Annotated in this window: 26 protein-coding genes, 1 riboswitch and 1 other annotated feature; of the genes, 3 read left to right on the top strand and 23 right to left on the bottom strand. The window is 46.0% G+C overall.

Annotation, left to right across the window (positions count from 1 at the left end; translation table 11 throughout):
• Positions 1 to 38: 38 nt before the first annotated feature.
• Positions 39 to 884, top strand: a complete 846-nt coding sequence (locus ACFQZR_RS18010; RefSeq protein WP_379348265.1) for a polysaccharide deacetylase family protein — start codon at positions 39 to 41, stop codon at positions 882 to 884.
• A 24-nt stretch (positions 885 to 908) separates the two neighbouring features.
• On the opposite strand, the gene ACFQZR_RS18015 is transcribed toward ACFQZR_RS18010, so the two are convergent.
• The 3 genes from ACFQZR_RS18015 to ACFQZR_RS18025 are packed head-to-tail and all read right to left on the bottom strand — an operon-like array spanning position 909 to position 2,628.
• Positions 909 to 1,757: a metallophosphoesterase gene (locus ACFQZR_RS18015; RefSeq protein WP_379348267.1), complete on the bottom strand. Its 849-nt coding sequence runs from the start codon at positions 1,755 to 1,757 to the stop codon at positions 909 to 911.
• 25 nt (positions 1,758 to 1,782) lie between these two features.
• Positions 1,783 to 2,031: a hypothetical protein gene (locus tag ACFQZR_RS18020; protein ID WP_379348269.1), complete on the bottom strand. Its 249-nt coding sequence runs from the start codon at positions 2,029 to 2,031 to the stop codon at positions 1,783 to 1,785.
• A 3-nt stretch (positions 2,032 to 2,034) separates the two neighbouring features.
• Positions 2,035 to 2,628 carry a CPBP family intramembrane glutamic endopeptidase gene (locus tag ACFQZR_RS18025; protein WP_018755281.1) on the bottom strand — a complete coding sequence of 198 codons (594 nt, stop codon included), beginning with the start codon at positions 2,626 to 2,628 and terminating at the stop codon, positions 2,035 to 2,037.
• A gap of 66 nt (positions 2,629 to 2,694) precedes the next feature.
• On the opposite strand from ACFQZR_RS18025, the gene ACFQZR_RS18030 reads away from it, so the two are divergent.
• Entirely contained in the window at positions 2,695 to 3,609 is a 915-nt protein-coding gene (locus ACFQZR_RS18030) for a hypothetical protein (RefSeq protein ID WP_379348272.1), read from the top strand.
• A 180-nt stretch (positions 3,610 to 3,789) separates the two neighbouring features.
• Positions 3,790 to 4,018: a binding site (T-box leader), on the top strand.
• A gap of 64 nt (positions 4,019 to 4,082) precedes the next feature.
• Positions 4,083 to 5,669, top strand: a complete 1,587-nt coding sequence (gene serA / locus ACFQZR_RS18035) for a phosphoglycerate dehydrogenase (protein ID WP_379348274.1) — start codon at positions 4,083 to 4,085, stop codon at positions 5,667 to 5,669.
• Between the two features lie 159 nt (positions 5,670 to 5,828).
• Here serA and ACFQZR_RS18040 read toward each other — a convergent pair whose 3' ends face one another.
• The 20 genes from ACFQZR_RS18040 to lysA all read right to left on the bottom strand — a co-directional run bounded on the left by ACFQZR_RS18040 (position 5,829) and on the right by lysA (position 24,359).
• Complete coding sequence (locus ACFQZR_RS18040) at positions 5,829 to 7,259, bottom strand: HAMP domain-containing sensor histidine kinase (RefSeq protein ID WP_483874913.1); 1,431 nt, start codon at positions 7,257 to 7,259, stop codon at positions 5,829 to 5,831.
• A gap of 1 nt (position 7,260) precedes the next feature.
• Positions 7,261 to 7,977 (bottom strand): response regulator transcription factor, encoded by a 717-nt coding sequence (locus ACFQZR_RS18045; protein WP_018755277.1) that lies wholly within the window; start codon positions 7,975 to 7,977, stop codon positions 7,261 to 7,263.
• Between the two features lie 70 nt (positions 7,978 to 8,047).
• Positions 8,048 to 9,310 carry a cytochrome c biogenesis protein CcsA gene (ccsA, locus tag ACFQZR_RS18050; protein WP_379348277.1) on the bottom strand — a complete coding sequence of 421 codons (1,263 nt, stop codon included), beginning with the start codon at positions 9,308 to 9,310 and terminating at the stop codon, positions 8,048 to 8,050.
• The gene (resB, locus tag ACFQZR_RS18055; protein ID WP_379348279.1) at positions 9,307 to 10,983 is read right to left on the bottom strand and encodes a cytochrome c biogenesis protein ResB; all 1,677 of its coding nucleotides are present in this window, start codon (positions 10,981 to 10,983) and stop codon (positions 9,307 to 9,309) included. The genes ccsA and resB overlap by 4 nt, the downstream gene beginning before the upstream one ends.
• A 258-nt stretch (positions 10,984 to 11,241) precedes the next feature.
• Positions 11,242 to 11,760, bottom strand: a complete 519-nt coding sequence (gene resA, locus ACFQZR_RS18060; RefSeq protein ID WP_379348281.1) for a thiol-disulfide oxidoreductase ResA — start codon at positions 11,758 to 11,760, stop codon at positions 11,242 to 11,244.
• Between the two features lie 126 nt (positions 11,761 to 11,886).
• The gene (locus ACFQZR_RS18065; protein ID WP_379348283.1) at positions 11,887 to 12,633 is read right to left on the bottom strand and encodes a pseudouridine synthase; all 747 of its coding nucleotides are present in this window, start codon (positions 12,631 to 12,633) and stop codon (positions 11,887 to 11,889) included.
• 20 nt (positions 12,634 to 12,653) lie between these two features.
• Positions 12,654 to 12,992 (bottom strand): hypothetical protein, encoded by a 339-nt coding sequence (locus ACFQZR_RS18070; protein WP_379348285.1) that lies wholly within the window; start codon positions 12,990 to 12,992, stop codon positions 12,654 to 12,656.
• Positions 12,993 to 13,081: 89 nt separating this feature from the next.
• A complete protein-coding gene (locus ACFQZR_RS18075) occupies positions 13,082 to 13,615 on the bottom strand; it encodes a spore maturation protein (protein WP_379348287.1) in 534 nt (177 codons plus the stop codon).
• 14 nt (positions 13,616 to 13,629) lie between these two features.
• Positions 13,630 to 14,283 (bottom strand): nucleoside recognition domain-containing protein, encoded by a 654-nt coding sequence (locus ACFQZR_RS18080; RefSeq protein ID WP_379348289.1) that lies wholly within the window; start codon positions 14,281 to 14,283, stop codon positions 13,630 to 13,632.
• Between the two features lie 21 nt (positions 14,284 to 14,304).
• Positions 14,305 to 15,510, bottom strand: a complete 1,206-nt coding sequence (locus tag ACFQZR_RS18085) for a D-alanyl-D-alanine carboxypeptidase family protein (protein ID WP_379348291.1) — start codon at positions 15,508 to 15,510, stop codon at positions 14,305 to 14,307.
• A 155-nt stretch (positions 15,511 to 15,665) separates the two neighbouring features.
• Positions 15,666 to 16,154 carry a GerW family sporulation protein gene (ytfJ, locus tag ACFQZR_RS18090; RefSeq protein ID WP_379348293.1) on the bottom strand — a complete coding sequence of 163 codons (489 nt, stop codon included), beginning with the start codon at positions 16,152 to 16,154 and terminating at the stop codon, positions 15,666 to 15,668.
• Positions 16,127 to 16,804, bottom strand: coding sequence for a DUF2953 domain-containing protein (locus ACFQZR_RS18095; protein ID WP_379348295.1), 678 nt, complete (start codon positions 16,802 to 16,804; stop codon positions 16,127 to 16,129). Before ACFQZR_RS18095 ends, ytfJ begins: the two co-directional genes overlap by 28 nt.
• Before the next feature lie 117 nt (positions 16,805 to 16,921).
• Positions 16,922 to 17,521 carry an SMC-Scp complex subunit ScpB gene (gene scpB / locus ACFQZR_RS18100; protein ID WP_379348297.1) on the bottom strand — a complete coding sequence of 200 codons (600 nt, stop codon included), beginning with the start codon at positions 17,519 to 17,521 and terminating at the stop codon, positions 16,922 to 16,924.
• Positions 17,490 to 18,287 carry a segregation and condensation protein A gene (locus ACFQZR_RS18105; RefSeq protein ID WP_018755265.1) on the bottom strand — a complete coding sequence of 266 codons (798 nt, stop codon included), beginning with the start codon at positions 18,285 to 18,287 and terminating at the stop codon, positions 17,490 to 17,492. The genes scpB and ACFQZR_RS18105 overlap by 32 nt, the downstream gene beginning before the upstream one ends.
• 41 nt (positions 18,288 to 18,328) lie before the next feature.
• Positions 18,329 to 18,796: a 6,7-dimethyl-8-ribityllumazine synthase gene (gene ribH, locus ACFQZR_RS18110; RefSeq protein ID WP_314585341.1), complete on the bottom strand. Its 468-nt coding sequence runs from the start codon at positions 18,794 to 18,796 to the stop codon at positions 18,329 to 18,331.
• Between the two features lie 36 nt (positions 18,797 to 18,832).
• Entirely contained in the window at positions 18,833 to 20,071 is a 1,239-nt protein-coding gene (locus ACFQZR_RS18115; RefSeq protein ID WP_379348300.1) for a bifunctional 3,4-dihydroxy-2-butanone-4-phosphate synthase/GTP cyclohydrolase II, read from the bottom strand.
• 29 nt (positions 20,072 to 20,100) lie between these two features.
• Positions 20,101 to 20,769, bottom strand: coding sequence for a riboflavin synthase (locus tag ACFQZR_RS18120; RefSeq protein WP_379348302.1), 669 nt, complete (start codon positions 20,767 to 20,769; stop codon positions 20,101 to 20,103).
• Between the two features lie 34 nt (positions 20,770 to 20,803).
• Positions 20,804 to 21,904, bottom strand: a complete 1,101-nt coding sequence (gene ribD / locus ACFQZR_RS18125; protein ID WP_379348304.1) for a bifunctional diaminohydroxyphosphoribosylaminopyrimidine deaminase/5-amino-6-(5-phosphoribosylamino)uracil reductase RibD — start codon at positions 21,902 to 21,904, stop codon at positions 20,804 to 20,806.
• A gap of 216 nt (positions 21,905 to 22,120) precedes the next feature.
• Positions 22,121 to 22,281: riboswitch (FMN riboswitch) on the bottom strand.
• Positions 22,282 to 22,443: 162 nt separating this feature from the next.
• Positions 22,444 to 22,875, bottom strand: a complete 432-nt coding sequence (locus ACFQZR_RS18130) for a peptidylprolyl isomerase (RefSeq protein WP_018755260.1) — start codon at positions 22,873 to 22,875, stop codon at positions 22,444 to 22,446.
• A 152-nt stretch (positions 22,876 to 23,027) separates the two neighbouring features.
• Positions 23,028 to 24,359, bottom strand: a complete 1,332-nt coding sequence (lysA, locus tag ACFQZR_RS18135) for a diaminopimelate decarboxylase (protein ID WP_379348307.1) — start codon at positions 24,357 to 24,359, stop codon at positions 23,028 to 23,030.
• Positions 24,360 to 24,397: the final 38 nt, after the last annotated feature.

Below are 24,397 nucleotides of genomic sequence, written 5' to 3' on the forward strand. Positions count from 1 at the left end.
CTCATCCCGTTTAAAATAAGGAAATGGAGCTAACAAATATGAAGCCTACAACCTCAAAATGGTTCATTCTGCTCACCCTCGTCATCAGCCTCACGGCTTGCGGCCAAAAAAGTGTTGAACAAGACAATATTCCGGTGCAGCCAATTGCCAGTACTGAAACTAAAGCACCCGCGAACGATACCCAAACCCCATCATCAGAGAAGCCTACTGACGAGCCTGCAAGCACAGAAGTCTCAATCGCCAAGTCTTACGTCATGAACAAAGTCTATAACATTGTTCCTGCACAGGAAGGGATTGAGAAGAAGGTGGTTCTGCTGACCTTCGATGATGGTCCAAAAGATGAGAAAATGATCAATAGTCTGATTGATACATTGGACAAACATCAAGCCAAAGCTATATTTTTTGTCAATGGATATCGTGTCAAAGCACATCCTGAGCTGTTAAAGTTAATCCACGACCGGGAACAAATCATCGGCAATCATAGCTGGGATCACATCAATCTGAAGAAGGAATCCGAGGCCAATATCAAAAAACAAATTGAAGATGTACAGAAAATTGTAAAAGATACGATCGGAGAAGCACCGAAGTTCTTCCGCCCCCCATTCGGTATCGGTAACGACACGGTACGCAAAATTGTCAAGGACAACGGGATGTTGTTCATGACATGGTCGAATGGATCCCTCGATTGGGATTCGAAGAACAAAAACAAACCTGATGCAGTAATTAAAAATGTATTAGAGCAGCTCCATCCTGGCAGCAACATTCTGATGCACGAATTGCCTTGGACCGTTGAAGCCTTGGATGAATTACTGACCAAACTAGAAGACAAGGGCTACACGTTCGTCAACCCGCTAGCCATTGATTTCGAGAAGGACATGAAATAAAAAAAAGCAATCCAGAACCTCTTATTAAGGTGTTTTGGATTGCTTTTCTTCTTGGTGGAGCGTAATGATATGAACCTCTGCAGGGCAAAATAAACGAAGTGGAAGATGGGATGTACCAAACCCTCTGCTAATGAATACCTGGATAAGCTTGTCGCTTCCCTTACGAATAATTCTGTCTAGCGTATATAATCCACACGAATATTGACGGTATATCCCATGTGTTACAAGTGGTCCGATCCCAGGCAAACGAAATTGTCCTCCATGTGTATGCCCCGCCAGTATCAGATGAATCGGTTCGTCATGCAATTGCTGAATGATGCCAGGATCATGAACGAGCATGATCGTAAAGGCAGGCTGTAATCTCGGCTCAGCAAAAGCTAGCCTCAAATTCGCCCGATCCGTGAGCAGATCATCTAAACCGACGAGCCACACACCTTGATCTTCTTTTTCCAGCCATATCGCCTCATTATCAAGCACTTGAACGCCGCACTCCCGAAGCACAATATCCAATTGTCTGTAATCGGCATTGTAATCATGATTGCCATGCACTGCATAAATAGGTGCGATCTTCCGTAGTAACTGCATATTATGCCTCACTCGTTCAAGCGGCACCCCACGCTCGGTCAAATCGCCTCCGATCAGCACCAGTTCAATCTGCGGATGCTTCACAATCAAAGCTTTTACCCATTCCTCCGAGATTTTGCGTCGATGAATATCGCTGATGAACATGAACGTCGTATCGGTCCAATGTTCCGGTAGGTCGGACAGCGCAATATGTTCCTGTTGAATCACCGTATGTGTTGCTTCATAACTCATTCGAATCAGAACGAACACGATCAATAAGATGAATATCGCAATGATTACCCAGAACACAATAACTTCTTCCCCTCGCTCTTGATTATGCCATCATCTTGCGTCCCCAATATAGTAAACCAATTAACAATAGAATGAAAAGTACGATAAGCGAGTGATAGAAGAGCCGCGTTAATCTCCCGCGATACGAGGGATGAAGTTCCCGTCTCGATCCAACTTCTGCGGATTGTTCCGAATCTAACGGACGCTCTATTTTTGATTTTTTCCGCTCACTATTAACTTTGCGCGTACTACGACGCCCGTACTTTTCAATTCGACTTAACTGCTTGCTCATGAATCATGAATCCCTCCGGTAACGAATGATCAGTCCTAATACGAAATCGACGATGAAATGTGTGATGATGGGTGCCCATAAGGTCCCTGCTTGGATGTAAATGTACCCCATTCCGTAACTGATCGCGAACACGAGCCCTGTCGGAATCCAATGTCTCAAGTAACGTACATGTATCACAGCGAATAGAATACTCGTCCAATAAGGACCTAAGGTATGCTGAATCGCACCACGAAATAACAATTCTTCACAGATCGATACGACCGCCGCAATGATGAAAATATGCCAGAGCGGCCGCTTCTTGAAGAGCATGTCATTAATCCCGCCATCATTCATGGCCTCCTCCGGGACAAATCGCCCCGCCAGAAGATCTGCAGCCAAGACAAGAACAGAGAGACCGACACCCCAATATAGAAATTCGATGCCCTCTGGCCATGATAATAGAGATAACGGATTTCTTCTCTGAAAAATGAGCCATATAATACCGATAATAAGAGTAAGAGCTTGCGTGATATACAAATTAATCAATAATAAGCGGTCATTGAGATCATTCACCGTGACTTGTCTGAGCTTGAAGCGTTTAAAGTTGATTTTTTTCATCACTGTCCTGCCTGTTCTAAGTATTGTATTCTAATCAAACTCAAAGTAATCGAAGGAGCGCTTCACATGGAAAAAAGACCCTCTAGAATTTATCTCTTTTTCAGTCTCGGATTCATCTTCATGCTCATTTGTGCGGTTGGATCCTTCTTTTATGGCTTGAAAGTTGGGACCGATCGGACGGAAGCCAAATTTGACGCGAAGACGGCTGCCACCAAGCAAATAAAGCGAGTCGGAACGTATCCGCAGCAAGATCTAGTATCATTCTATCACACAGTTCTACTGCCGTATCGAGAATTTCAGAATACGTGGTTCGAGGATATGGACCAATTAAATGCAGGCGATCCAACAACGGATAATGCTTCGATCGTTCGCGCACTTGGCAAACTTGCCGACGAACAATATAAACAAGCGAATCAAAGTGCGATCAATGGCACTTCTCCATTACTTCAAGATGCACAGACCAATTATCTCAAATCATTAAAATTATTCAGTACGGGTACATCAAAATACATTAGCAAGGCGAACTCCATCCCCGGGTCACTTGTAGCAGAGCAACTCGCGAAGGACGAATATATCAAAAGCGCTATGAATTACACCTTACGAGCTCAAGAACAAATGTATTTTGCCATATTAAAATGGAGTTCTACCATGAATTCGGAAATTCCTAAGCAAGTCGTATTCCAACCGAAAGTCTCGATTACAGAGTGGAAGAGTTATCCGATTGCGGTCAAGAATCTTCTCATCACCAATATACTGCTAGAGAAGAATATGTATCAACCTTACTACCCACAAGATATTACGACGAAAATCGATCAAATGATTCAAAATGGACAAAGTGGTGAGTTGAATGTCCAATACATTCATCAATCCGTCGATTTACTACTTCGTACCGATGCGATAAAAGCTAATGAGTTTAAGAAAAATAAAAACCGGTACTATAAAGATGAACTGCTGCCACAGCTCCCATTCTTCTACGAATAAGTGGGAAACACAGTAATAGCATCATAACAAACCTAGGAATCACTATTCAAGTTCGCTTCGAATCAAGGCTTCACGGTACATATCATTACCAATATCGAAGATTGTGTGACAAACATCACAGTTCGGGAAGTTCCTATTGACACTATTCAGTTCCGATGATACATTATTGGAAATAAATTGTGAAAAGCATTGATGGAACGAACGCTAGTGCAGCCTACAGAGAGCCGATGGTTGGTGGAAATCGGCGGTATGCAACAGTCAGTTCAGCAGTCCTGAGTTATTGCATTGAATCGAAGTAGGTGCAGTCGGCAGAATCCGTTATCGTTCATGGTCTTTGGACCGATTGAGGTTGCTAGATGAATTAGCAGCGAATTAGGGTGGCACCACGAATTGAACTCTCGTCCCTTACTACGGTAGTAGTATGCGGATTGAGAGTTTTTATTTTTTTTAACCAATAAAGGGAGGTTTACACAATGTACAAAGTATTAGTATCGGATCCGATCAGTGACATGGGTATTCAGCAATTGGTTGACGCCGCCGACATTTCGGTAGAGAAGAAAACGGGACTCAGTGAAGATGAGCTCGTCGCGATTATTGGGGAATATGACGCCCTACTCGTTCGCAGCCAAACTCGGGTCACTGCTCGCATTATGGACGCAGGCAAAAATTTAAAAGTGGTTGGTCGCGCAGGCGTCGGCGTCGATAATATCGACCTCGAAGCAGCAACCAAACAAGGAATTATCGTCATCAATGCACCAGACGGCAACACGATTACAACTTGTGAACACACTTTCGCCATGATGATGGCTTTGTCCCGTCATATTCCGCAAGCTTACATGAAGACTGTTCAAGGCGAATGGGACCGTAAGTCCTTCCTCGGCGTTGAGCTTCGTAACAAGACACTCGGCGTCCTTGGTATGGGTCGCATTGGTAGTGAAGTTGCCAAACGCGCTAAAGCCTTCGGGATGGAGATCCTTGCTTACGATCCGTTCCTCACGGAAGAGCGTGCAGAGAAATTACAAGTGACTCTTGCAACAGTGGATGACATCATCCGTAATGCAGACTTCATGACGGTGCATACACCATTGACACCAGAGACACGCCATATGATCTCGGGACCTCAATTTGAGGTCATGAAAAAAGGAATGCGTATCATCAACTGTGCTCGTGGCGGCGTAGTTGACGAACTCGCTCTCGTTGAAGCGATCGATCAAGGAATTGTAGCTGGAGCCGCATTCGACGTATTCGAGGAAGAACCTCCTCGTGCTGATCATCCATTCTTGAAGCATCCGAAAATCGTTGTCACACCGCATTTAGGTGCATCGACAATCGAAGCGCAAGAGAACGTGGCCATCGATGTATCGGAGCAAGTACTCCATATTCTACGCAATGAGCCGTACAAGAACGCCGTAAACATGCCGCAAGTTCCTGCGAACGTGCTCAATAAGTTGCAGCCATACTTCAAGCTTGGTGAACAGCTGGGCGTATTCGTTGCCCAAATGATCCATGGTCCAGTACAAGAAATTCACGTGAAATACTCCGGTGATTTGGCAGATTTCGATACACAACCAATCACACGTCATATTATTAAAGGTGTACTATCTTTCCATCTCGGTTCGGATGTGAATATCATCAACTCCATGCATCTTGCCAAAGTCCGTGATGTGAACGTCGTCGTACAGAAGTCTGCAGCAACAAAAGGCTTTACGAACCTGCTTCAAGTTACGTTGAAGTCTTCTACGGAAGAACGTCTCGTTGCCGGAACGTTACTGAACGGTTATGGTGAGCGCATTGTTCAAATTGATCGCTTTACCGTAGACGTTGCTCCAGAAGGAACGCTCATCCTGATTTCTCACACCGATAAACCGGGTATGATCGGCAGCGTTGGTACAACATTAGGCAATAACGATGTCAACATCGCAACCATGCAAGTAGGTCGTTCTGAGGCTGGCGGTAATGCAATTATGGCGCTGTCTGTTGATCGCAGATTACCAAAAGACGTGATCGGACAATTGCTTCAAATTGACGGCATTCTGAAAGCCAAAGAAATTACACTTTAATTAAATAGGTTCTTAATACAATGCCCTCCACGCACCACTCCCTGGTGTCGGAGGGCATTTCTTATATTCGCGATGTTCCACGAACAACAAGATTTTATTGCCTCCTTCACCAAAAAACACAAAAAACACCCTCATAACGAGAGTGTTTGTCATTTCAAATTAGATTTCGACAGGAAACGTAATTGTGAATGTCGTGCCTTGACCAACGGTGCTCTGAACCGCAATCGTGGCATGGTGTGCATCCACGATATTTTTGACAATTGCAAGTCCAAGCCCTGTTCCCCCATTCGCTCCGCGCGTACGAGCTTTGTCAGCCTTATAGAAACGCTCGAATATAAACGGCACATCCTCCGAAGGAATCCCTTGTCCCTGGTCAGCTATCTTAAGCACCAACATTCTGCCCTTCGACGTCTCCGTATAACCTGCCGAGAGAAGTATCTGAAGCCCTGCATTCGTATGACGAAATGCATTGTCTAGTAAGTTCGTCAGTACCTGCTCTAATCGATCCTCGTCAGCAGCCTCCAAGATCATCGGCACCGATGGCGCTTCAAGCAGCAATTGGATGTCACGCTCCTTCGCGAGTACCGCGAACTTGCGGTATACGCGCTGGATCAATTGATCCACTTGGACGCTCTCGTGCTGCATCTCGATATGTCCTGCTTCCATACGCGCTAGATCGAGTAGATCCTTCACCAGTCTTCCCATCCGCAGCGATTCATCGTGAATGACTTGGACCAGCTCTTGGCGCTCCTCCGGCGATGCAGCAATGTCATCCATCAATGCCTCACTATAGCCTTGGAGCATAGAGAGAGGTGTTCGGATCTCGTGAGAGACATTTGCCACGAAATCTTTACGTAACTTCTCAAGCTTCACTTCCTCGGTTACATCACGGAGCACAGCAACGGCTCCACGAACACTTTCCTGCGAATGAAGTGGCGCCATGACAACGGAGAACACGCCTTGCTGCACATGAACCTTGTCGGTCAGATCACTACGCGTCTCAAGTACGGCTTGGAATAACGCTATCAACGGTTCAGGAATATGGAATGAATCATCTTCCCGTTCCGCCATGTCTCCATCCCAAGATAAGTCGTTCCAAGCGCGAAGAATATCTTCGCCCCTCGGATTTGCTAATACGACTTTGCCTTCAGCATCGAAGGTAATGACCGCATCAGTCATACTCCGTAGAATGCTCGACAAATGCTCCTTCTCATGGTTCAAGTCCTGGATGGTGACTTGCATTTCTTTCGCCATATGACTGAACGTATGCGCCAGCTCCCCGATTTCATCGGTAGAACGGATATTCAGACCATCGGTGTTATACTCACCTTTTCGAATCCGATCCGCAGCTTTCTTAAGCATCCGTAGAGGCTGCGTAATTTTATAGAACAAGAAAAAAGCAAAGACCGTCGTGAGTGAAAACCCGACGATCCCTGTAAAAATAAATAGCCGCTTAACATCATAGGAATTCTTAAAGTGATACACATCGATATAAGGTAACAGAAAGACACCCAAAATCATAAGAATCAGTGCAACAAGACCAATGATGGTCATCCATAGCTTACCTACGACACTTTTCCACAACATCACGTTATTTCGGCACCTCAAGCTTGTAACCGACGCCCCAGACTGTTGTAATCATTGCTGCAGATTCAGGAGATACTTTATTCAATTTCTCACGCAACCTTTTGACATGGGTATCCACTGTCCGTAAGTCGCCGAAGAACTCATAATTCCATACATCCTTAAGCAGCTCTTCCCGTGAGAATACCTTATCCGGGGAAACCGCCAAGTAATGCAGAAGCTCATATTCTTTCGGTGTAAGGCCGACCTCTTGTCCGCCTGCCGTTACACGATGCGCATCATGCTCAATTAGCAAATGCGGGAATACGATATTGTTGCTTGAATTCGCTTCTTTCGATAAGAATGCAGTTGCGGAAGAACGGCGCAGAATGGCCTTCACACGATAGATGACCTCTCGCGGGCTGAAAGGCTTGACAACATAATCATCTGCCCCCACTTCAAACCCCTGCACACGGTTAATTTCTTCTCCTTTAGCAGTTAACATGATGACCGGAGTCGCTTTGGATTGACGCAGACGTGTGCACACCTCTACCCCATCGATCCCTGGGAGCATAACATCGAGCAAGATAAGATCAAAGTCAGAGTCGAGCGATTTCTGCAATGCCGTCTCGCCATCCTCGGCTTCCTCGATAATATAACCTTCCTTCTCCAGATACATCTTCAACAAGCGGCGAATCCGCTCTTCATCATCGACTACCAAAATCCGATTCAATTGATCCGTCATGTAGGCACTCCTCCAACAATTTATGTAGAACTCTATTTATCTGCATTGGAGTATATTCGACCTATCCCCTCTATACTCCTGCGTAAGAATGTAAACCAGCAATAACAAGATTGACGCCGACAAGTGTGAACATGACGACTAAGAAACCAATGACGGCAAGCCATGATGATTTCGTTCCTTGCCAGCCGCGCGATAAACGCAAATGTAAATATGCACTGTAGAACAACCAAGTAATAAGCGCCCATACTTCCTTCGGATCCCATCCCCAGAAGCGCGACCAAGCGATTTGCGCCCAGATCATGGCGAAGATAAGTGCTCCTAAGGTAAAGAGCGGGAATCCAATCGCAATAGCACGGTAGCTAATCTCATCCAAATCTTCCGGATCAATGCCGTCCATCGCAGGATGAATCGCTGCACCAAGCGATTTGCGTACAATAAGTCGTAGCAGACCATACAGGACAAGACCTGAGATTACGGCCCAAACGACTGTGTTAAGCTTCCGTCCCGCATTTGCTCCATTCATCCAAGATGGAGCTTCGAATAGAGGTTTGCTCATCCCCAGGAAGGAGTCGAATTTCACGGTTTCGCTATCATAAGGGGCTACAATGGCAGGCAGCTTGTATTTGACCTCTTCTATTTTACTACTTTCCTGCTGCTGGCTGTCAACTGTTACAATCGTTTGTTTGAAGACAGCTTCATAACCCATCGCTCTGAACGTAAATACAGAGGCGATAAAACCAATAATAATGAGTACTGACAACAATGTGATCTCTACCCAGCGCTGCGCTCTAACCGCTTTTTTGGTCTTCGAAGCAAAGTCCACCGTACGTAGAAGATACATCAGTCCTGCAGCAAAACCAACCGCGAAGAAAGCTTCCCCTGTTGCAGCCGTCGTCACGTGAATTTTGAGCCAGATACTATTGAGCGCTGGAATTAACGGCTGTACTTCTTGCGGGAACACCGACGCATAAGCCATGACGATAATCGCAACAGGTACTGCGAACACGCCTAATACCGCAGTTCTGTAAATTAAATACACAATCGTAAATGCAACCATGATCATCATGGAGAGGAATGACATGAATTCATACATGTTACTGGTCGGAATATGGCCTCCGCCAATCCAACGCGTAAAGAAATAAGTAATTTGCGCGATCGTACCAAGCGTTGAAGTTGTAAACGATATCACTTTCCAGCGCTTCAAATGTGCTGCCGGATCCGACTTCTTCCACATCTTCCCGGAGATTGTAATCACGTAGAATACGAAGGCCAAGCAATATAAGAAAAATGCCGCTAAAAAAGCATCACCACTAAAGTCTAATAAAGATTTCATCGATTTTCTCCTCCGTTATCTAGCGATTTTGCATCCACTTCGATATTCATTTGCTTCAGCAAATTCGCCACATCGCTTCGCATGCCATACCAGTTCTTATTCGTATGTCCTCCGAGTGTTAACTGCTTCCCGTCAAAACGCAGCCAAATTCTACGATGATTCCAATAGAAGCCCATCACGAGACCGAGCATAGAGATCGCAGCACCCACCCAAATAAAAGGCATCGCACTATCCACGCGGATCGTTAAGAACGACGTCGTGCTTAGTCCAACATTTTTCATACCATTGACTTTGATCTCGAATTTCTTGGCGAAATCTCCGCTTAACTTGGCATTGAGAGCCTCTTGATCGAACCGTTCCTTGTCAATCTGAAGCGGGAAGTAGAAATACAATTCACCTTCCTTCGCGAGATCAGGTCCTGTAATGAGGAACAAGAAGGCTGGCGCATTTGGTTCCTGCGATTTGGTCACTGGTTGTCCTTCCTCATTTAATCCGAAATCGAGATATTTCTCTTTCAGCTCCAAATGATATGGCCCTACGTCATAGGATAGCGCGGAGTCACGCATTTCCAATTGGAATTCGCCATAGACCTCACCGGTCTCCTTATTGCGGAATTCCGGTTTGACCGATCGCAGGCGCAGCGTCGGATCATAATCCGTCTGATACGCCATAAACCCATTATAATCCAGCGGTTTATTCACTTCGATATTATGACGAGTCACTTCCTTAAGCACCGGCTTCTTCGACGGATCGTCACATTGCTCCACACATTCGTAGAGCACTGCATTCGTCTCATACAATTCGGCGATCAACCGATTCTCGCCCTGCATTTCTTTCGGAAGTTCGGAATCCTTATAATACTTGACCGTAAACTTCTCATTCTTCAGATAATAGTTCGTATCCGGAATCCGCTTCACTTCCCCTTCTGGAAAAGCGATATATTGATCCATATACCAGCCTGGAATTCCTCGTGCGAGTACCGCTAATAAGAAAATAATCAGTCCAATATGATTGATATAAGGACCCCAACGGCTAAAACGATACTTCTCTGCGAGCAGCGCAGAGCCATCTGTATGTACGCGATAGTGTCTTTTGCGAAGCGGCTTCACCGCTTGTGCAACCCATTCCTCAGCGGACCCTGTTAGTGCGATCTCTTGTTGATAGACGACCTTCTGTCTCGTTAAGAATCGCATATGTTTACGAATCTGCTGCTTGCTAAGTGCGCGATAAAGTGGTAGAACGCGATCCAGACTACAGATCACGAGCGAAGTCCCAATCATTACCAGCAACGCAACGAACCACCAGGACGTATACGTGTGTGATAGACCGAGCGTGTAATAAATTTTCCCGATCGTCCCGTAGGTTTTTTCGTAATACGTCGATGGATCCCCGTTAATAAAGGTGCTCTCTTGAGGGAAAATCGTTCCGAGCGTCGCACCAAGCAGCGTAGTAATAATTAAATAGACCGCAATCTTAACCGATGAGAAGAAATTCCAAACCTTGTCGATAAGCGACGGGTTAGCTTTCTGAGATTTCCGTGCGACGCCGTCATAGCGCATTTCCAGCGGTTCATTCGCATCCTCCGCATCATTCAGCGGTTTACCGCAATATTCGCAGAGCACCGTGCCAACATGATTCTGATGCCCGCACTCACATTTCGTATTTTGAAACACTGTGAAGACCTCCTACTTATCCATAACTCGAACTAATGATGTACACCCTTTCAAAACATGCCAAAGAAACAGTTAAAATCTATGTTCAAAAAATCGGCTTATTAGCACCAAGAAGGTTGCATGAAATTGAAGAAAGAGGAGCGGAGTTTAGGAGAAACCTAAATGAGCACCGGAGTTCGAAATTGAGTGCAAGATTCGAAGCCGAATCCACCTCTCGACTATTCTTCGTGATCATAAGATGATTTTTTGAATTACCGCTTAGTTTAACTGTTTCAGTCGCTCTTCAAGCGTGTTTTCGTCCAGCATCCCGACGTAGATATCCGTGATCTTCCCTTTGCTGTTTACAAAATACGTCGTCGGCATTGGACCGATCGCATATTTCTTCGTAGCGAGCTTTTCCTTGTCTAATAGGATCGGGAAATCTACACCGAATTGCCCAACGAAATTTTTGACCGTGAGCTCATCTTCACCAACATTTACACCGATAATCTCAACGTTCTTATCTTTCATAGCTTTCCACGTTTTCTCGAGCAGCGGCATTTCTTTGACGCACGGTTCACACCAAGAGCCCCAGAAATTGATGACAAGGCCTTTCCCTTTGTACTCATCCAGCTTATGTACTTTGCCATCCAGACCAACTAAAGAAAAAGCGGGCGGTTCACTGCCACGTCCAGGTTTATCATCCGATTTGAATACGGCAGACCCGATAGCATAACCACCCAATATGAAAACGCCAAGCAAAATAACAATCTGTACGATTCTTCTCGAATTCTTCATCTGACGTCCCCTTCAATGATGTACATCACACCTTGCGATGTATTAATTAGATATCCTATGAACATTATAGCTAAAATTCGGTTATCGACATCTGGGGAATTTTGAAATTTATGTGTACGAGATCGGTTACTTCCGGCGTTCTTTATTCTTTTTCGATAAGGCTAACTGCTTCAATTCATTGATTTCATTCGGCGTTAACGGGCGCGTTCTACCGCGCTTCAAATTCATCAGCGACAAATCGCCGAATTTGATCCGCTTGAGCCTGATGACTTTATGAGAGATCGCTTCGAACATCCGGCGCACCTGACGGTTCCGACCCTCGTAGATCGTAATCCGAATCGTCGCCTGCTTCTCTTCAACATTGATATCCTGATACTCCAGCTCGGCCGGCGCCGTCATGCCATCCTCCAGCATAATGCCTTCCTTAAGCTTCTCGAGTTTATCGCCATGAGGAATGCCTTCAACCGTTGCGAGATAAGTCTTAGGTACATGATGCTTCGGATGCGTGAGCAGATTCGCAAACTCTCCATCGTTGGTCAGCAATAACAAACCTTCTGTATCATAATCAAGACGGCCTACAGGGTATACCCGCTCCTTGATCCCCGTCACGTAATCCGTAACGACTTTGCGTCCTTTCGGATCGGTAGCACTCGTAATGACACCCTTCGGCTTATTCATCATTAAATACACTTTACTCTCGGATTGAATAGCTCGTCCATTCACAGTAATCACATCTTGCGTTGGATCAGCCTTGACCCCAAGTGTTTTTACCGTCTCGCCATTCACTTCTACTTTGCCCTCTAGGATTAATTCTTCGCATTTACGACGAGATGCAACCCCGGCAGCTGCTAAAATTTTCTGTAATCTTTCCATGCTTTATCCTTCACCTCGATCTAATGATACCTATCCTGCTCCGAAATCACAAGTTCATTCCATGGGAAAATGGATCCGGGGCATGATTCGGTATGCGAAAAGAGCTGAGTGGGATCAATCTGATACAATGAGGCAAGCGTGACCAGGAGTTTCTGGGCAACAAAAAGCTGCTCCTGATGGGCAGGAGCCAGATCAACGATCTTGGAATAATCACCTTCAAAACAAATATGGATGTATTCCTCATCCATGGGAATGGTAGCAGGAATAATCGTGGCATCCGCACAAATAAAAAAATCAAACCCTTTGCCATTAATCGAGGGGCAAACGGAATGATGAATAATAAATCCTTGAATCTGCATACAGTCCGCCTCTTTTCTCGCGTTACGTGAAGTAGAACTGCTACAGTATATGGTTGATATGATCTATTGGTGTCCCGTCTCTTGATGCTCTAAGCGAACACCAAGAAACAGACTAATATTGCTGCAACGAAGCCGATCAGATCGGACAGCAAACCGACTTTAAGGGCGTACCGTCCTTTCTTAATGCCTACCGCGCCAAAATAAACGGTAAGGACATAGATCGTCGTATCCGTGCTTCCTTGGATCGTCGAAGCCATACGTCCAATTAAAGAATCTGGTCCGAATTGTTGAATAAGATCCGTCGTAAAAGCGAGAGAGCCTGCACCTGTAATCGGTCGAAGCAGTCCAAGCGGAAGCACCTCGCTCGGTATACCGATCGCATCGAATAAGGGACGCACGAATCCAACCATCAAATCCATGGCACCTGAGGCTCTAAATACACTAATCGCCACCATCATCCCAACCAAATGCGGAATAATCTGAATCGCTGTATCGAATCCATCTTTCGCACCGTCTACGAAGGTCTCATAGACCGGCACCTTACGGAAAAACGCGTATAATGGGATAAACACAATAATGGCAGGAATGGCCCACGTTGAAATCGTTGAAATAATCGAATACATGTCAGATCACCCTTTCATGTCGTCGATGTCGGGGCAGACCGATTCGGTGGTGGTGGTGGCGTCTTCGGTAGCGGTGGGATCGGTCTAGATTTATAATATCGATGCCTGTACCAACGATCGATTAACATCGCGGCACAAGTCGCAATCATCGTGGCAATCAATGTTGTACCGACAATCTCAGCGGGGTTCGAAGACTCGAATTTCAATCGAATCGCGATTAAGGTCGTCGGAATTAATGTAATACTTGACGTATTCATGGCAAGTAATGTACACATCGCTGGCGAAGCAGCATCCTTGTCCGGATTCAATTTCTGAAGCTCCTGCATCGCTTTGATCCCCATCGGCGTCGCCGCATTACCGAGCCCGAGCAAGTTGGCACTCATATTCGACATGATATACCCGAGCGCCGGATGGTTCTTCGGGACATCAGGGAATAGAAAACGGACAATAGGACCTAACAATTTCGCAATCTTCTGCAGTAACCCTGCATCTTCCGCGATGCGCATGATACCGAGCCAGAAGACGAGAATACTAATGAGTCCAAAACAAACCGTTACACCTGTCTCAGCCCCCGTAAACAGCGCCTTGGTCACATCATCCACTCGGCCCTGCAGTACGGCAACTATAAATCCAACCAATATAAAAAATAACCAAATAAAATTGACCACGTCTTCCTCTCCCCCAATCCGTCAATCGAACGCTGTGAACAATGCGTTGAACACCGCTCTAGCAACATCAACCAAGCTTCCCCGAGCTTGATGGGATGAACGGCTTGCATAGGCTGCATTCACTTGCTCATTCGCGAACACAGATCGATCCTTCGTCATTAACAGCGTACTGTCCTTCTCATATAGTGGAATGACCCCTAATTGTTTATCACCTAACAATACATACAGTTTGCCGCGTTCCCCAAGGGTGTAATCCATCGATGAGCGGACCGTTACCACGAGCTTCGTCCGAAGTTGCTCCAGTTCCCCTTCTGCAAAAGGATAGGAGAATGACTTTCCAATTTGATAAGGGTAATTCTGTACCCCTTGTCCTTTCTGATAAATATCCTTGAGCGGAAAGTGTTGAAACCCGTAATCGAGCATATGCTTATGGTCAACCCAGTCCGTACCATCATTCAGTGTTACAGCAACAAGTTGTTGTCCTTGGCGGGTAGCAGAGCTGACCAAGCAGCGAAGCGCTTTTTTGGTATACCCTGTTTTTACACCATCCGCACCCTCATACATTTGCAGCATCTTGTTCTTATTCAGCCAGCTATAATCCCAATTATCATTCGGATTTGGCGCTTTTTTCACCTTCGTTTTTACAATATCGCGGAAGATCGGATTTTTAAGCGCATATGCCGTTAATACAGCTAAGTCATTCGCAGATGAATAATGACCCTCCGCATCCAAACCATGCGGATTCATGAAGTGGCTGTTATGCAGCCCTAACATTTCTGCCTTCTGGTTCATCATCAGTACAAATCCTTCTTCAGAGCCACCGATATGCTCCGCGATCGCTGTGGCTGCATCATTTCCTGAACGAAGCATGAGCCCATACAACATGTTCTCTAGGGACATTTCCTCACCGATTCTCAAATAGATCGATGATCCTTCCTTGCCTGATGCGCGTTTACTGACCTCAACCTTATCAGACAATCGTCCATGTTCAATCGCAACTATCGCTGTCATAATTTTCGTTAAACTTGCAATACGCATGGATTCATCGCCATGACTGCTCCATAAAATACGCCCCGACGTGACATCAATGAGCGCAGCTGCCTTTGCATTCGTCCGTACTTCGGTTTCTATTGTCCGGTTACCTGTCGCCCAAGCAGAGCCACTCGTAATTCCCCAGAACAATACGAAGAATATCATCATCTTCGGTAAACTTATGGCCTTTCTCATTTTCGCCCTCCGTGTTATAGGTTCCTTGTCTTCTCATCTATATGCTTATCCACATCAGAGTATGTCCTATTCAAAAGAACTGTATCCTTAAAAATGGAAGCTCATGGTACAAAAAAACCGCTTCGCGATCTTTTTGCCGCGAAGCGGTGTTCTTGTTAATTCGAGAAATTCGGAGGCATATATCCGCTTGGTTCGGGTGGACTCGTCGTTGAATCCGCACTCGACTTCGCGTTCGATTTATTCTCCGTCATGGTCTTATACTTCTCCATAACATGCGGAATTGAATCGATAACCCGTTCAACAAGATGTGTCTGGTTATCCAGCGATACGATACGTACACCATGTGTCCCTACGACCAGGAAGGCCATTGGTGTGATGGATACACCACCGCCGCTACCGCCACCAAAAGGAAGCGCTACATCGGCTTGATCATTCTTTGGATCATTTGATTTGGATTTTGCACGATCCTCTGTTTGAAACTCACTACCGCCTGCAGCAAATCCGAATCCAACCTTACTGATCGGAAGAATAACACTGCCATCCGGTGTCTGAACCGGCTCTCCTACGATGGTGTTCACTTCCACCATTTTCTTAATATTTTCCATCGAAGTTTGCATCAAACCTTGAATAGGATGTTCTGCCATAACTTGAGTCCTCCTTTCACTTTCACAATGCGTACAAGAAGAACAACGCCTGCAATCATAGCGTGTCCGAAGCGAATTTTCGCTATGCAACGCAACTCAGTGGTAAATTGCGGGTCATTGAAATGCGTATTCACCTTTAGCCCAGGCATATGCTCTAACCGAATCGTATGCGACAACCACCCCATAATCGTTCCTTTTAGGGCCCAAATGATCCCTGTAGCCATCCCGGTTTCGACGACATCCTCAAACCCGATATGCGTCTCCCAGGTGAGAACATCACAATGCACACGTCGAAGCAGCTTTTGCACCCAACGTCTAAAATCCGCCGTAAACCGAATGATTAGCAAAATATGATTGTAGATATTCTGAATGAAATCAATATTTAGATGAATATGATCATGGGAGTGCCCTAACACGTTATCCTTCTTCTCCCGCTTCATAAGGAATCCTTGATCGAACCCCTTGAACTTAATTTGTCGAATTTGATAATTGAATTTTACAAGACCGAAGAGCATTCGTACTTTAATCGAAAGATAGTCGTCTCTGTCCACCTTATTGAACAAAATTTTAATATCGATATATGTACATGCTGCAATCAGCACGGCGATAAGGATACAGCCTATTATTCCTAGTACAATCCAGATCCACACAAGCAAGAACCCCCTGACTCTTTTTCCCTTCGGATAGTATGGCTGATATTACTTCTTTTCATGACAAAAACAGCCTATCTCGGTTCAACCGAGATAGACTGTCTTGGGTGTTATAAGCTATTTCATATCATCAATCGTCATTTGACGACCATCGAGCTTCTCGAAGAGCAATTGTGTCTCTTCATCCAGATCCATGTCACTCTCAAATTGAGAAGAATCCGGCAGCCCTTTGAGACTATCGAGTCCAAAATAATCCAAAAATGATTTCGTCGTCCCGTAGAGGATTGGACGGCCAATGGCTTCAGCACGCCCTACTTCCTCAATTAGATCTTTAGACATCAAGGTCTGCAGTGCACGATCGGATTTCACACCACGGATCTCTTCAATATCTACACGTGTAATCGGCTGCCTATACGCAATAATGGATAACGTCTCCAGCGCCGCTTGGGATAATGTGGAACGCGATGGCGAATAGGCCAATCGTTCGAAATAAGGTGCATGCTCCGGTACTGTCGTCAATTGAAAGGCATTTGCGATCTCTGTAATCTGAATACCTCGCTTGGAACGCTTATAATCCCCTTTTAAATCATGGATCACATCAAGCACTAAATCAAGCGGTTGTTCGACGACTTCGGCGATTTGCCTTGCTGTTAACCCTTCGTCGCCTGCAACAAATAATAGTCCTTCAATAATTGATTTCATTAACTTGAAGTCCATCGATGCTCTCGTCCCCCTTCCATTCGATCACAATATCATCAAATAATTGATCTTGATAACATCGGATCTGTTTCATCTTCATCAGCTCTAAGATGGCTAGAAAGGTTACGACTATCTCATGCCGGTCCATCTCTTCATTTAGCAGCTTCGAGAATAATACTTTACCGCCTCTGCCTACCCGATGTAAAGTAGAAACGACATCTCGAATGCGATCTTTCACCGAAATTTCATCACGATGGATTCTTGCAACGGTGTTTCGGCGCGTTGCTTTGCGCAATGCCTTTTGAAAGGCCTTGATCAGATCCGCTGTATGAAGACCTTCGACTGGATTTTCTTGCACCGTCGGCATAAAAGGCGTCAAATCCTCGGGTTCACGCGAGAAGATCAGACTCCGCTCGAGCTCCTTCTCCCGGAGATGATCTGCAATTCCTTTGTATTTCCGATACTCAATCAGCTTCTGAATCAATTCCGCACGTGGATCAAGCTCATCCTCAGGATCCATATAAAACTCTTCATCCCATTCAATAACCGGAGGTTTCGGTAGCAGCAGCTTGCTTTTCATGGAGAGGAGCGTCGCCGCCATCACAAGAAATTCGCTCGTCACATCGAGCTCCAGCTCCTGCATCGTATTTAAATATTCCATATATTGATCCGTAATTTCACTGATTGACACGTTCTGGATATCAATTTCCGCTTTATCAATGAGATGCAGCAGCAAATCGAGCGGTCCTTCAAATGTCTCCAGCTTATACGTTACCGTCGTCAAAATGACTTCCTCCCGCTTATCTTCTTATTAATAGATAAGCATTATTTGAACTGTTTCGTCAAGTTCGCCATTTCAATCGCAGTCACAGCCGCTTCCCAACCTTTGTTCCCTGCTTTGGTACCTGCACGCTCAATAGCCTGCTCTATGCTGTCAGTTGTGATGACACCAAAGATTGTAGGAACACCTGTTTTCAGGTTAATTGCACTTACACCTTTCGCTACTTCGCTGCACACGAAGTCAAAATGGGGTGTAGAACCGCGAATAACGGTACCAAGGGTAATCACCGCATCATATTTGCCGCTCTCCGCCATTTTCTGTGCAATTAATGGAAGCTCGAATGCGCCTGGTACCCAAGCAACATCAACTTCATTGTCTTCTGCACCATGACGCTTCAGTGCGTCTAACGCACCGCTTAACAGTTTTGTCGTAATAAATTCATTGAACCGTCCTACAACGATCCCGTATTTTAATCCACTAGATACTAAATGTCCTTCGAAAATGTTCGCCATGCTCCAACATTCCTTTCTTTGTCTCCGATTTTTATATTATTTCACTTCATTCTGCTCGACATCATCGAAATTTAGCATATGCCCTAGCTTCGCTTGCTTCGTATGCAGATATTTGGTGTTATCTTTGTTTTCTTGCATCTGAATAGGAACGCGCTCAATGACTTCAAGGCCATACCCTTCCAGACCTTTAATCTTGCGTGGATTATTCGTTAGAAGACGAATTTGGCGGATTCCCAGGTCCTTCAGAATTTGTGCGCCAATACCATACTCACGAAGGTCGGCAGGGAAGCCTAACTTTAGATTCGCCTCCACGGTATCCAGCCCTTGCTCCTGCAGTTTATACGCACGGAACTTATTAATGAGCCCGATCCCACGGCCCTCTTGGCGCATGTAGAGCAATACCCCTTGTCCTTCTTGTTCGATTTGACGCATTGCCGCTTCGAATTGCGGTCCGCAGTCACAGCGATGGGAATGGAATACATCGCCGGTCAGGCACTCCGAATGCACGCGCACGAGCACGGGTTTCGAGGGATCAATCTCGCCTTTCACGAGCGCGACATGTTCTTTACTGTCCACTTCATTCGTGTAGGCAACTGCATGGAACTCACCGAAATCTGTTGGGAGCTTCACTTCAACTTCACGTTTAACCAATTTATCCTTCTCATTCCGATAATGGATCAGTTCTTCAATCGTGATGAGCTTCAGGTCATGCTTTTTCGCGATTTCTACGAGATCCGGCAGCCTTGCCATCGTGCCATCTTCCTTAATCACTTCGCAGATGACACCTGCAGGGTAAGATCCACATAGACGGGCCAAATCAACAGCCGCTTCCGTATGCCCGGCACGACGCAGAACCCCGCCTTTCTTCGCAACCAACGGGAACATATGACCAGGCTTGCGGAAATCTTCCGGCTTTGACGCTGGATTGATCAGACCTTTCACCGTACTGGAACGTTCAAAAGCCGAAATCCCTGTCGTCGTATCGATATGATCGACGGATATCGTAAAGGCTGTGCCATGGTAGTCCGTATTATGAGATACCATCGGTGCCAAGTCTAGTTCCTCTGCACGCTCTTCCGTAATCGGCACACAGACAAGACCACGCCCTTCCGTAATCATAAAGTTAATCACATCAGGGGTCGCCTTCTCCGCAAGCGCAATGAAGTCCCCTTCATTCTCACGGTCTTCATCATCTACGACAATAACGACCTTACCCATCATCAGATCATATATGGCTTCCTCAATTGGATCGAACCGATAGCGTTCTTCACTCATCTTCCAATCACCTTCGTTTTCTTCCAGATTTATATGAACCCATTCTCTGCTAGAAATTGTTCGGTCACTCGGCTACCAGGTTTAGTCTGTTCTCCACTTGAACGGTAGTGCAGCAAATGATCGACATATTTGCCGAGCACATCGCATTCGATATTGATGGTTGACCCGGAATTCTTCTCTTGCAGCACAGTCTCTGCCAAGGTATGAGGAATGATTGATACGGAGAAGACGCTATCCGCTGGGTCAGCCTTGACCACCGTTAGACTAATGCCATCCAATGTAACGGAGCCTTGCGGGATAATAAATTTGAACATCGCATCTTCATCCGGCTTGATCTCGAATACGACCGCATTCGCATCTTCAGACCGACCGATAATCGTTCCTATTCCATCCGCATGTCCTTGAACGATATGGCCGCCGAATCTGCCATTCGCCTTCATCGCTCGTTCCAGATTAACCCGACTCCCTGGTTTCAGCTGACTCAAGTTCGTATGTCGGAATGTCTGTGGCATCACATCCACGGAGAAGGACGCCTGATCATAAGCGATCACCGTCAGGCAAACCCCATTTACAGCAATACTGTCCCCGAGCTGCACGTCATCCATAATCTTGGATGCCTCAATGTGTAGAATCATGGCTTCTCCTTTGCGATAGATGCGCCTCATAGTTCCAATCTCTTCGACTAATCCTGTAAACATCGTATTCTCCCTCCCTTCCATTCAATTCGTTAGACTAACCGCGAGCAGGGTATCCTGTAATACATACATTATCTCCGAGCTGTTCCACCGTTATTTCCTTTAATGTGATGGCCTCACTCATCTTCTCAAATCCATCGAAGACGATATTTCCAGGTGCTGTGAAGCCCCCAACAATCTTCGGTGCAAAAAAGAGCATGACCTTATCAACACAACCTGCCTCAAGCATCGAGCCATTCAAGCGTCCGCCGCCTTCGAGCAATATCGAGCTGATCTCCAGCTCGCCCAATCGATCCATCGCTAGTGCCACATCGACATGGTCTCCTGTGCCGCAGCGAAGCACGGTAGCCCCTTGCGCTTCAATCTCTCGTACTCGTTCAGGATTTGCCTGATCCGTTGTAATAATTATCGTTGCCGCAACTCCATCCTGAAGGACTTTAGCATCCTTCGGAATACGAAGCTTCGAATCTACAACGATTCGTGTTGGATGCAGACCTGGTACGGGCAGTCGAGTCGTTAGACTTGGATCGTCCGCGAGTACGGTTCCGATCCCGACCATAATGCCTTGATGCTGATGGCGAAGTGTATGTACGATTTCGCGAGCGGCCTCGTTCGAGATCCACTTGCTATCGCCAGTCTTTGATGCAACTTTGCCATCTAATGTGCTCGCTGTCTTCAGCGTTACGAATGGACGTCTTGTCGTTATATATTTAATAAATTTCTCATTGAGTTTGATCGCTTCAGCTTCCAAGATACCCACTACAACTTCAATTCCTTGCGAACGTAGCATTTCGATCCCTGTCCCCGCAACTTGTGGATTCGGATCTAGACAAGCGACAACGACGCGTTTCACGCCTTCACGGATCAACCGTTCACTGCAAGGCGGCGTCTTCCCATAGTGACTACAAGGCTCCAGCGTCACATATGCGGTACTTCCTGCAGCTTCTGCTCCCGCCATATTCAGTGCATGGACTTCAGCATGCCCCGTGCCGCGCTGCAGATGTGTACCGAGCCCGACAACACGCCCGTCCTTGACAACAACACATCCAACAACCGGATTAATTCCCGTCTGGCCAACGGCTCTCTCAGCCATTTGAAGTGCAAGTCGCATATAGAATGCATCATTCATGACTTCCACCCTCATCCCCACCTTTCTCTCTCCAGTTCTCTTCTTAGCATGGCAAAAAACCCCTTGGTGCATGCCCAAGGGGTTAGAAGTTCGGTTCAACGTCAGACTCATACCTATGAAACGAATCCTGATTCATCTTTAAATAGACGTCACCAAATAGAGTCAACGCAATAGCCTTTTATAAAAAAAGCGCGTGAACTCCCGCAGATTCGATTCTGTGTCTTTCGTTTCCTTCTCCCATCCAGACTTTACTGTCGGTCTCGGATTTACACCGAGTCAGCCTTCACCCGTCTTGCTGCCAAGACATGGATCCGGGTCACGGACTTCACGAGGTTTACGCTCGTATCACCGCCGGTTGGGAATTTCACCCTACCCCGAAGGAACATCACATTTTCTCACACAGCTTATCATCTGCGCTTACAAAAAGCAAGCACATCCATCACTGCTTGAAGGCCTGAACCATGTTATAGAGAGCTGATCCTCAAGCCTCCATATAAAACAAAAACCCCGCAGGCCAATGCCTACGGGATCTTATGTATGCGTAAAATTTAGACTTCAGTCACTTGAACCGTTTCCATACGGTCTTGGCCTTTGAATGTATCGACATGCTCCATACCTGATACAACTTTACCAAATACAGTATGTTGTCCATCCAAATGCGGTTGTGGTTGATACACGATATAGAATTGGCTGCCGCCTGTGTTACGGCCTGCATGGGCCATAGCAAGGGCACCGCGCTCGTGTTTGTTCGGATTAATTTCGCAATTGATTGTGTATCCAGGGCCGCCTGTTCCTGTTCCTTTTGGGCATCCGCCTTGCGCGACAAATCCAGGAATAACACGGTGGAACGTAAGTCCGTTATAGAACCCTTCATTCGCTAATTTTTCGAAGTTCGCTACTGTATTCGGTGCATCCTTTTCGAATAATTCAATTACAACTTCTGCGCCATTCGCCATTTTGATGTTTGCTTGTTTAGCCATTGTATAGAACACTCCTTATCATTATGTCAACAACTAAACCCTAGTGTACTATGAAAATGCTGGAGAAGCAAAACTTCTATGAAAGTTCCATTGAAAAACATAAAACGGCCTCCCTTCTACCGAAGGGAGACCCTGCAAGCTCTCAATTACGATTACTTCGTTAGAGCTACTTTCTTCATCCGCTCAGGAATCATGTCATTCCCGACGATATTATCGAACGATTCACGCGCAACCACGATGTCTGCTTGCCCATCCTTCGCGAACACAACAGACGGACGACGAATCCGGTTATAATTGCTCGCCATCGCATAGTTATACGCTCCTGTACAAGCAACAGCAAGCAGATCCCCGCTGTTCACTTTTGGCAGGTCTAAATCCCAGATCAACATATCACCGCTCTCGCAGCATTTCCCAGCGATTGATACGGTCTCAACCGTCTCTTCATTAGCACGATTCGCTAGAATCGCTTCATATTTGGATTCATACAGCGCTGGGCGCGGGTTGTCCGTCATGCCGCCATCAACAGCGACATATTTACGTACACCAGGGATCTCTTTGCTCGTACCCACGGTGTACAACGTCGTCCCTGCATCCCCGACGATACTGCGGCCTGGTTCGACCCAGATCTCAGGAAGCGTATCGCCTAATGCAGCGAAATGCGTCTTCACGCCATCCGTGATGGCTTTAACATATTGCGAAACTTGAAGAGGCGTATCCCCTTCCACATAACGAATCCCAAAACCTCCGCCGAGGTTCACCACTTTAAAAATCTTATTCAGTTCATCACGCACTCGAAGCGCGAACTGCGCAACACGTTCAACCGCCATCTGGAATCCTTCCACCTCAAAAATCTGCGAGCCAATATGCGAATGAACGCCCAACAAATCAAGATTCGTAAGGCTTGAAGCTTCACGTACAGCAACAAACGCAGACCCATTACCAATATCAAATCCGAACTTCGAATCCGTCTGGCCAGTCGAGATATATTCGTGGGTATGTGCTTCAACGCCAGGTGTTACACGCAAGAGAACGTTCACACGCTGACCCTTCTCAGCTGCGATGGAATTGAGCAAATGCAATTCGATGAAATTATCAACGACGAAGCAACCGATACGTGCATCAATCGCCATCTCGATCTCTTCGACCGTCTTATTATTTCCGTGGAAATGAATACGGTGTGCAGGGAAACCCGCTTGAAGCGCTGTATAGAGCTCACCATCAGATACAACATCAAGGGACAAGCCCTCTTCATCAGCTAGACGGCACATCGCCATGACACAGAACGCCTTGGATGCATATGCAACCTGAAAATTCAATCCGGATTCACGGAAAGCTGCAATATACTCACGGCAACGTTTGCGAACTAATTCCTCATCCACAATATATAAGGGGGTTCCAAATTGCGCTTTTAAATCCGTGACGTCGCATCCGCCGATCTCTAAATGTCCTTGGGAATTAATCTGACTTGTGCCATGTAAGTACATATCATATCTCCTCTACTTTTTCATCTATATGTCGGATT

Origin of the sequence: Paenibacillus sp. GCM10027629, assembly GCF_042676425.1 — a bacterium.
Lineage (GTDB): Bacteria > Bacillota > Bacilli > Paenibacillales > Paenibacillaceae > Paenibacillus_K > Paenibacillus_K terrigena.

Excerpts from the sequence above, each read along its gene's own strand:
- ACFQZR_RS18010 (WP_379348265.1), top strand. The coding sequence starts at position 39 with ATGAAGCCTACAACCTCAAAATGGTTCATTCTGCTCACCCTCGTCATC.
- ACFQZR_RS18020 (WP_379348269.1), bottom strand. The coding sequence starts at position 2,031 with ATGAGCAAGCAGTTAAGTCGAATTGAAAAGTACGGGCGTCGTAGTACG.
- ACFQZR_RS18025 (WP_018755281.1), bottom strand. The coding sequence starts at position 2,628 with ATGAAAAAAATCAACTTTAAACGCTTCAAGCTCAGACAAGTCACGGTG.
- ACFQZR_RS18030 (WP_379348272.1), top strand. The coding sequence starts at position 2,695 with ATGGAAAAAAGACCCTCTAGAATTTATCTCTTTTTCAGTCTCGGATTC.
- serA (WP_379348274.1), top strand. The coding sequence starts at position 4,083 with ATGTACAAAGTATTAGTATCGGATCCGATCAGTGACATGGGTATTCAG.
- ACFQZR_RS18045 (WP_018755277.1), bottom strand. The coding sequence starts at position 7,977 with ATGACGGATCAATTGAATCGGATTTTGGTAGTCGATGATGAAGAGCGG.
- ccsA (WP_379348277.1), bottom strand. The coding sequence starts at position 9,310 with ATGAAATCTTTATTAGACTTTAGTGGTGATGCTTTTTTAGCGGCATTT.
- resA (WP_379348281.1), bottom strand. The coding sequence starts at position 11,760 with ATGAAGAATTCGAGAAGAATCGTACAGATTGTTATTTTGCTTGGCGTT.
- ACFQZR_RS18065 (WP_379348283.1), bottom strand. The coding sequence starts at position 12,633 with ATGGAAAGATTACAGAAAATTTTAGCAGCTGCCGGGGTTGCATCTCGT.
- ACFQZR_RS18070 (WP_379348285.1), bottom strand. The coding sequence starts at position 12,992 with ATGCAGATTCAAGGATTTATTATTCATCATTCCGTTTGCCCCTCGATT.
- ACFQZR_RS18075 (WP_379348287.1), bottom strand. The coding sequence starts at position 13,615 with ATGTATTCGATTATTTCAACGATTTCAACGTGGGCCATTCCTGCCATT.
- ACFQZR_RS18085 (WP_379348291.1), bottom strand. The coding sequence starts at position 15,510 with ATGAGAAAGGCCATAAGTTTACCGAAGATGATGATATTCTTCGTATTG.
- ytfJ (WP_379348293.1), bottom strand. The coding sequence starts at position 16,154 with ATGGCAGAACATCCTATTCAAGGTTTGATGCAAACTTCGATGGAAAAT.
- scpB (WP_379348297.1), bottom strand. The coding sequence starts at position 17,521 with ATGGACTTCAAGTTAATGAAATCAATTATTGAAGGACTATTATTTGTT.
- ribH (WP_314585341.1), bottom strand. The coding sequence starts at position 18,796 with ATGGCGAACATTTTCGAAGGACATTTAGTATCTAGTGGATTAAAATAC.
- ACFQZR_RS18115 (WP_379348300.1), bottom strand. The coding sequence starts at position 20,071 with ATGAGTGAAGAACGCTATCGGTTCGATCCAATTGAGGAAGCCATATAT.
- ACFQZR_RS18120 (WP_379348302.1), bottom strand. The coding sequence starts at position 20,769 with ATGTTTACAGGATTAGTCGAAGAGATTGGAACTATGAGGCGCATCTAT.
- ACFQZR_RS18130 (WP_018755260.1), bottom strand. The coding sequence starts at position 22,875 with ATGGCTAAACAAGCAAACATCAAAATGGCGAATGGCGCAGAAGTTGTA.
- lysA (WP_379348307.1), bottom strand. The coding sequence starts at position 24,359 with ATGTACTTACATGGCACAAGTCAGATTAATTCCCAAGGACATTTAGAG.